We start from the raw sequence: 7,053 nt of genomic DNA on the forward strand, positions 1-7,053 counted from the left end.
CGAGATGGGGCGCATCTCATGGTGCAACTGGGCTCCGGACGCCGTCAGGTGCATCGGGCGGGATCCCCGCGGGCCGTCGAAGAGGGCGATGAGCCGGCGCTCCGCCAGGGTGTTCACGCTCTTCGAGACGATCGCCTTGTTGACGCCGAGGAACTCCGACACCTCGCTCGCCGAGGATCCGGGTCGCGTCGCGAGTGCGGACAGCACGCGCCACTCGTTCGTGCCGAGGCCGAACTCCCGGCGCAGCTCCTGCGACTCGCGCCAGACGAGGGCGTTGGAGAGCAGCGCGAGCAGCCGCGGCGTGAACGACTCGGGATCGACCACGTCGTACAACGGGTCGCGCACGACCTCGGACGACGGCTCGGCCTCGGGCGACGGCGCGGCCTCGGTGCGGGCGTGATCCTGTGCGGACATGCTGTTCCTCCTGCGTGCGGGAGCTCGCGGAGCCCCCTCGTGTGATGAGTGTTCCAGAAGACCGGGGCCCCGGCGTGAGCGCACGCCAGGGCCCCGGCAATCGCTAGTGCGCCATGGCGGCGAGCGCTTCCGGATCGATCGTGGCGATCGCGCGGGTGTCCTGGAACGCCCTGATGCCCTCGATGCCCTGCTCGCGCCCGATGCCGGACTGCTTCATGCCGCCGAACGGCGCACGCAGGTCGAGCCGCGTCGCGCCGTGGTCGTTGATCCAGACGTAGCCGCAGACCAGCTGGGATCCGACCCGCGCACCGGACTCGGGCGACGCGGTCCAGACCGACCCGCAGAGCCCGCCCCAGGTGTCGTTCGCCGCACGCACCGCCTCGTGCTCATCGTCGAACGGGATGATCGGGATCACGGGCCCGAACTGCTCCTGGGTGACCACGCGCAGCGCGGGATCGGGGTCGACGACCAGCGCGGGGCGCAGGAAGTTGCCCCCCTCGAGCTCTCCGCCGGGGAGCCGTCCGTACTCCCGGACGTCGGCGCCGGCGCCCTTGGCCTCCTGGATGAGCTCCGCGACGAACGCGCGCTGGGCGGGGGAGTGCAGCGGACCCATCGTGGTGCCCTCGTCGAGCCCGTAGCCGATCACGGCGCGATCCAGGCGGGCGGCCAGCCCGTCGACGAGCTCGTCCAGGCGGGAGCGGTGCACGAAGACGCGCTTGGCGTTCATGCAGATCTGCCCCGTGGTGTCGAAGATCGCCGCGTAGAGCCGGTCGAGATGCGCGTCGTCGAGGATCGCGTCCTCGAGGAAGACCGCCGCATCGTTGCCGCCGAGCTCGAGCGTGACCCGAGTCAGGCTCTGCGAGGCCATCTGCATGATCCGCTTGCCGCCGTTCACGCTGCCCGTGAAGCAGACCTTCGCGACGTCGGGATTCTGGATCAGGCCCGCCATGTTCTCGTCCCGGCCGCTGATCACGTTGAGCACGCCGGGCGGCAGCTTCTCCGCGACGCGCTGCACCAGTCGGGCGATCGCCAGCGGCGTGGTCGGCGGGACCTTCACGATCGCGGTGTTGCCCGCGAGCAGCGCGTGCGGCAGCGAGGCCCCCAGGATCGCGATCGGCCAATTGAACGGGACGATCACGGTCACCACCCCGAGCGGCTGGTAGGCCACCTCGGTGGAGACGGGGATCGCGCCGGGGACGACCGGGAGCGTGTGCGAGGCGTCCACCTCCTCCGCGAGCAGAAGCGCGAGGTTCCACCGGATCTCGAACACCAGGGCGTCCACCCAGGCCTCGAACCGGATCTTCCCGTTGTCCTGCGACAGGATCGCGGCGTCCTCGTCGCGATCATCCGCGATCCCGGTGATCGCCACGCCCATCCGCGCCGCCCGCTCGGGCGCCGACAACGCCGCCCATCCCGGGAACGCGGCCTTCGCCGCGGCGACCGCATCGGCGACGTCCGCGGGCGACGCCGATGCCGCCTCGCCCACGATCGCGTCCGGCTTCCCTGGATCCGCGACGCGGAGCACGTCGTCCGTGAAGCGCTCCTCGCCGCCGATGAACAAGCCTGTGCGTACGCCGACTCCTGCGGCGTCGATCGTTCTCGTATCCGTCATGGCGACTGCCCACCTCTCTGTGTCCGTCGTTTCGAGACGACGGTCCGGGCGCCCCGCAGCAGGGTGCCGGCGGGTCTCCGCCCGGGCCGATTCGAGTTTAGAACCATTCTTGTTTACATGTAAACGAAATGATGCTACGTTCATCGCCACGGCCCGGCTCGTCATCGTCGACGGGCGCCGGATGTCATCGACGAGGAGGACATGTGATGAGCGATCGTGCGTTGCCCGGACGCGGCGAGCACAGCGTCGAGGAGCTGGAGGATCTGGCTTTCGAACTGCGGTCGAAGCTCCTGCAGCTCTGCGGCACCTACGAGGGGGCCGTGCACATCGGCGGCGACCTCTCCGCGGCCGACATCTTCACGGCGCTGTTCGAGTACGGCCTGCGGGTCGATCCCGCGGACATCGCCCACCCCGGCCGGGATCGGTTCGTGCTGAGCAAGGGCCACGCGGCGGTGTGCATGTACATCGCGATGGCGATCCGCGGGTTCTTCTCGTACGAGGGCATCGTCGAGACCTACGGACAGCTCGACAGCGCATACGGCATGCACCCGTGCAAGGTACAGCTGCCCGGCGTCGAGTGCTCGACGGGATCCCTCGGCCACGGCCTGCCCCTCGCCGTCGGGATGGCGCTGGGCGCCAGGCACCGCGGCGAGGACCACAGGGTGGTCTGCCTGCTCGGCGACGGCGAGACCGGCGAGGGTTCGGTGTGGGAGGCCGCGATGGCGGCCAGGAGCAACCGGCTCGGCAACCTCGTCGCGTTCGTGGACCGGAACCGCCAGCTGATGACGAGCTTCGCCGAGGAGCGCGTGCTGTTCGAGCCGTATCCGGACAAGTGGCGCGCCTTCGGATGGAACGTGGTCGAGATCGACGGCCACGACATGGGCGAGCTGGTGGGCGCGATCGATGCGCTGCCGGACGCCGGCACCGACCGGCCCACGGTCGTGATCTGCGAGACGGTGAAAGGCAAGGGCGTCGACTTCATGGAGCACAATCTCGCCTGGCATGCCGGCTCGCTCGGAGCCGTCGACCTGGAGCGGGCGATGGCCGCGCTCACGGCCTCGCGCACGGCGGCGGTGGCCTGATGCCCGTCACGTTCACGTTCGGGGAGATGCTCTCCGCGCGCTCCGTCATCGGAACGACCCTCGCCGAGCTCGGCGAGGAGCATGAGAACCTCTGGGTCATCACACCGGACATCGGGGCCACGCTCGTGGAGTTCCGCGACCGGTTCCCCGAGCGGTTCCTCGACGTCGGCCTCGCCGAACAGGTGAGCGTCGGCATCGCGGCGGGGCTCGCGTACGACGGGAACATCCCCGTCGTGTCCGGCATGCTGCCGTTCCTCAGCATGAGGGCGCTCGAGCAGGTGCGCACCGACGTCTGCTATCCGAACCTGCCCGTCAAGATCATCGGCACGCACGGCGGTCTGGTCGGCAACGGCGGATCCACGCACTACGCGGTGGAGGACCTCGCGCTGATGTGCGCGCTGACCAACATGACCGTCACCTCGATCGGCGACCCGCTCATGGTCGGCGAGATCCTGCGGCAGTCGATGACGATGACCGGACCGATCTACATCCGCCTCGCCGTCGGCAAGAAGGACATGGTGCTCTATGAGCCCGGCGCGCACGAGGTGCGGATCGGGAAGGGCATCGTCGCGAGGGAGGGCGCCGATGCGACGATCTTCACCCATGGCACCACGGTCGCGCAGGCGCTGCAGGCGGCGGATGCGCTCGCGGACGAGGGCCGGTCGATCCGTGTGGTCGACATGTTCACGCTCAAGCCGATCGACGAGGAACTCGTCGTGCGCTGCGCGGAGGAGACCGGCGGCCGCTTCGTCGTGCTCGAGGACCACCTCGCGTACGGCGGGCTCGCGAGCCGCATCGCCGATGTCGTCGCCGACCGCGGCATCCGTCTCACCGCGTTCGAGCGGCTCGGCATCCCGCAGGTCTACGCCGGATTCGGCGAGGACGAGCAGCTGCGCGACAAGCACGGCTACGGGCTTGCGGCCACGGTCGCCGCCCTGCACGGCGTCCTCGGCGCATCCTGAGCCGCGGCACCCCGAGAGCGACGGAGAGACGAATGAAGACGGTGGCGGTGACGAGGATCGGGAGCCTGCGGGATCCCGATGAGACGACCAGAGGGCGGGTCGGGGTGGTGGACTTCCCCGAGCAGCCGCTGGGGCCGGAGGACGTGCGGATCCGTGTCGCGTACGCGGCGATCTGCGGCTCGGATCCGCATCTCGCCGAAGGGTTCTTCGGCACGGAGGTGCCGATCGGGCTGGGGCACGAGATCTCCGGCGTCGTCGAGGCGCTGGGGGAGCGGGCGCACCGCAGCGGGCTGGAGATCGGCGACAGGGTCGCGGGGAACTTCCTCCGGTTCTGCGGCACCTGCCGCCCGTGCCAGGACGGCCGGCAGCAGTTCTGCGAGAACATCCAGGACTACAACCGGCCGGGGATGGCGGAGACGATCACCTGGCACGCGTCGCAGGTGTACCGTCTCCCCGACGACGTCACGCTCCGGAAGGGATGTCTGCTGGAGCCGACGTCGGTCGCCGTGCGCATCGCGGACAAGACGCGGATCAGGGTCGGCGATCGCGTGCTGATCTGCGGGGGAGGCCCGATCGGGCAGCTCGCGCTCCAGGTGATGAAGAGGAACGGGGCGACCTCCCTCACCATGGTCGAGCCGATCGCGGCCCGCCGGGAGATGGCTCTCCGCCACGGCGCGGAGCACGTGATCGATCCCGTCGCGGAGGATCAGGACGCGCGTGCCGCCCTGATCACCGGGGGACGCGGGTACGACGTCGTGATCGACGCGTCCGGATCGCCCCGTGCGGCGAGGGGGCTGCTCGACCTCGCCGCGAAGGGTGCCGTCGTCGTCTACGGGGCGATGTACCCCGAGACGTTCGAGATGCCCCTCGGGCTCTCCTCGTACCTCTATCTCAAGGAGCTCACCCTCACCGGGGTCTTCGTCTCGCCGTACGCGTTCCCGCGGGCGCTGCAGATCCTGCCGCACCTCGACGTCGATGAGCTCACCGCGGCGGTGTTCCCGCTCGACGAGGCCGCCGAGGCGTTCGCCGCGCACGTCGCGGGTGCGCACCCCAAGGTCCTGATCCGCTGCAACGAGCTCGAGGACGTGGCGTCATGACGGACCGGCCCGCCGCCCTCGAGGCCGTGGGCATCGTCAAGCGCTTCGACGGCGTGCACGCGCTCGAGGGGGCGCGGCTGTCGGTGCGGGGCGGTGAGATCCACGCGCTCCTGGGCGAGAACGGCGCGGGGAAGTCCACGCTCATCAAGGTGCTGACCGGCATCCACGCCCCCGACGCGGGGGAGATCCGCCGGGACGGCGAGGTCGTGGAGTTCGCGAGCGTGCGCGCGGCCGGTCGCGCCGGCGTCGTCGCGCTCTACCAGGAGCTGTCGACGATCCCGACCATCGACGTCGCCGAGAACATCCTGCTCGGCGAGCACACGCCGAGCCGCGGCGGTCTCGTGCGCTGGGCGACCATGCGCCGGCGCGCGAAGGAGCTGCTGGACCGGCTGAACCAGCGGATCCCCGTCGGACGGCTCGGAGCCGACCTGACACCTGTCCAGCAGACCATGGTCTCGGTGGCCAGGGCGCTGGCCGCGGAGGCGCGGGTGCTGGTCCTCGACGAACCGACCGCGTCCCTGACCGACACCGAGATCCGCGACCTGTTCCGGGTGCTGCGCGCGCTCCGCGAGGAGGGCGTCGCGATCGTCTACGTCTCGCACCGGCTCGAGGAGGTCTTCGAGCTGTGCGACCGGCTCACGGTCATGCGCAACGGGAAGACCGTCCTGACGAAGGAGGTCGCGGACTCGTCGATCGACGAGGTGATCTCGACCATGGTCGGCCGGGAGGCCGGCGAGCTCTTCCCGCCGCGCGGGACGGCGACCGCGACGGTGGCACTGCGCGTCGAGGGGCTGCACGGACGTCGTGTGAAGGACGTCTCGTTCACGGTGCACGAGGGGGAGGTGCTCGGCATCGGCGGGCTCGCCGGGTCGGGGCGCAGCGAACTGCTGCGGCTGCTCGCCGGGGCGCAGCCCCACCGCGCCGGCCGCATCGCGATCGGCGAAGCCGGCGCCGCGACGACGCCGCGCGTCGGCCGCATGCTGGAGGCCGGCGTCGCCCTCGTGCCGGAGGAGCGCCGCAGCCAGGGTGTCATCCTCGCCGCCTCGATCCAGGACAACATCGCCCTCGCGAACATCCGCGAGGTCAGCGTGGCGGGGATCGTGCAGGGCGGGCGCATCGCCGAGATCGCGAACCGCGGCATCGCGGACCTGCGGATCAAGGCCCGGGGACCCCGTCAGACCGTGGGGGAGCTCTCGGGTGGCAATCAGCAGAAGGTCGTGCTCGCCAAGATGCTCGCGCGCCGGCCGAGGGTGCTGCTCATGGACGAGCCGACGCGCGGGATCGACGTCGGCACCAAGGCCGAGATCTACCGGCTGATCCGGGAGCTGGCGGCCACGGGGACCGCCGTCATCGCGGTGAGCTCGGAGCTTCCTGAGCTCATCGGGATGAGCGACCGGATCCTCATCATGCACGAGGGCTCGCTCGCGGGGGACCTCCCCGCCGAGGGCGCCGACGACGAACTGCTCCTGTCCTATGCCTACGGAAGGGCCGACTGACATGACCTCCTCCCGAGACGCGATGACGGCCGCCGTCGTCGTCACCCACTCCCGCACCGTGGGCCGTGTGCTGCTGCAGGGCGGCACCGTCGTGGCCCTCGTCCTGCTGCTCGTGTTCTTCTTCGCGATGAGGCCGGACACCTTCCTCTCGTTCGTGAACGTGCGCAACATCCTGTACCAGGTGTCGATCCTCGCGATCATCGCGGCGGCGCAGACCATCGTCATGGTCGTCGGAGACTTCGACCTCTCCGTCGGTGCGACGTCGAGTCTGGCCGGATCCGTGTCCGCGACGCTGATGCTCGGTCACAGCCCGATCCCGATGGCGATCGCGGCGGGACTCGCGGTGGGACTCCTCGTCGGACTCGTGAACGGCGTCCTCATCGCCTACCT

The 7,053-nt window shown here is 70.3% G+C and carries 6 protein-coding genes and 1 pseudogene; 5 read left to right on the top strand and 2 right to left on the bottom strand.

Annotation, left to right across the window (positions count from 1 at the left end):
* Positions 1 to 414: helix-turn-helix domain-containing protein (locus B7X32_RS16665; protein ID WP_292722130.1), on the bottom strand; the 414-nt coding region annotated here is incomplete at its 3' end.
* A gap of 103 nt (positions 415 to 517) precedes the next feature.
* Positions 518 to 2,026 (bottom strand): aldehyde dehydrogenase family protein, encoded by a 1,509-nt coding sequence (locus tag B7X32_RS16670; protein WP_292722133.1) that lies wholly within the window; start codon positions 2,024 to 2,026, stop codon positions 518 to 520.
* 206 nt (positions 2,027 to 2,232) lie between these two features.
* Between B7X32_RS16670 and B7X32_RS16675 the strand changes: the two genes are divergently transcribed.
* The 5 genes and pseudogenes from B7X32_RS16675 to B7X32_RS16695 all read left to right on the top strand — a co-directional run.
* A complete protein-coding gene (locus B7X32_RS16675) occupies positions 2,233 to 3,108 on the top strand; it encodes a transketolase (protein ID WP_292722136.1) in 876 nt (291 codons plus the stop codon).
* Positions 3,108 to 4,070 (top strand): transketolase C-terminal domain-containing protein, encoded by a 963-nt coding sequence (locus B7X32_RS16680; protein ID WP_292722138.1) that lies wholly within the window; start codon positions 3,108 to 3,110, stop codon positions 4,068 to 4,070. Before B7X32_RS16675 ends, B7X32_RS16680 begins: the two co-directional genes overlap by 1 nt.
* Before the next feature lie 32 nt (positions 4,071 to 4,102).
* Positions 4,103 to 5,167: an alcohol dehydrogenase catalytic domain-containing protein gene (locus B7X32_RS16685; RefSeq protein ID WP_292722141.1), complete on the top strand. Its 1,065-nt coding sequence runs from the start codon at positions 4,103 to 4,105 to the stop codon at positions 5,165 to 5,167.
* Positions 5,164 to 6,663, top strand: a complete 1,500-nt coding sequence (locus B7X32_RS16690) for a sugar ABC transporter ATP-binding protein (protein WP_292722143.1) — start codon at positions 5,164 to 5,166, stop codon at positions 6,661 to 6,663. Before B7X32_RS16685 ends, B7X32_RS16690 begins: the two co-directional genes overlap by 4 nt.
* Position 6,664: 1 nt before the next feature.
* Positions 6,665 to 7,053, top strand: a pseudogene (locus tag B7X32_RS16695) (ABC transporter permease); the annotation flags it as partial.

Source organism: Microbacterium sp. 13-71-7 (assembly GCF_002257455.1).
In the GTDB taxonomy this organism is placed as follows: Bacteria; Actinomycetota; Actinomycetes; order Actinomycetales; family Microbacteriaceae; genus Microbacterium.

Bases quoted from the DNA above. Each gene is read 5' to 3' on its own strand.
- B7X32_RS16670 (WP_292722133.1), bottom strand. From the start codon at position 2,026: ATGACGGATACGAGAACGATCGACGCCGCAGGAGTCGGCGTACGCACA.
- B7X32_RS16675 (WP_292722136.1), top strand. From the start codon at position 2,233: ATGAGCGATCGTGCGTTGCCCGGACGCGGCGAGCACAGCGTCGAGGAG.
- B7X32_RS16680 (WP_292722138.1), top strand. From the start codon at position 3,108: ATGCCCGTCACGTTCACGTTCGGGGAGATGCTCTCCGCGCGCTCCGTC.
- B7X32_RS16685 (WP_292722141.1), top strand. From the start codon at position 4,103: ATGAAGACGGTGGCGGTGACGAGGATCGGGAGCCTGCGGGATCCCGAT.
- B7X32_RS16690 (WP_292722143.1), top strand. From the start codon at position 5,164: ATGACGGACCGGCCCGCCGCCCTCGAGGCCGTGGGCATCGTCAAGCGC.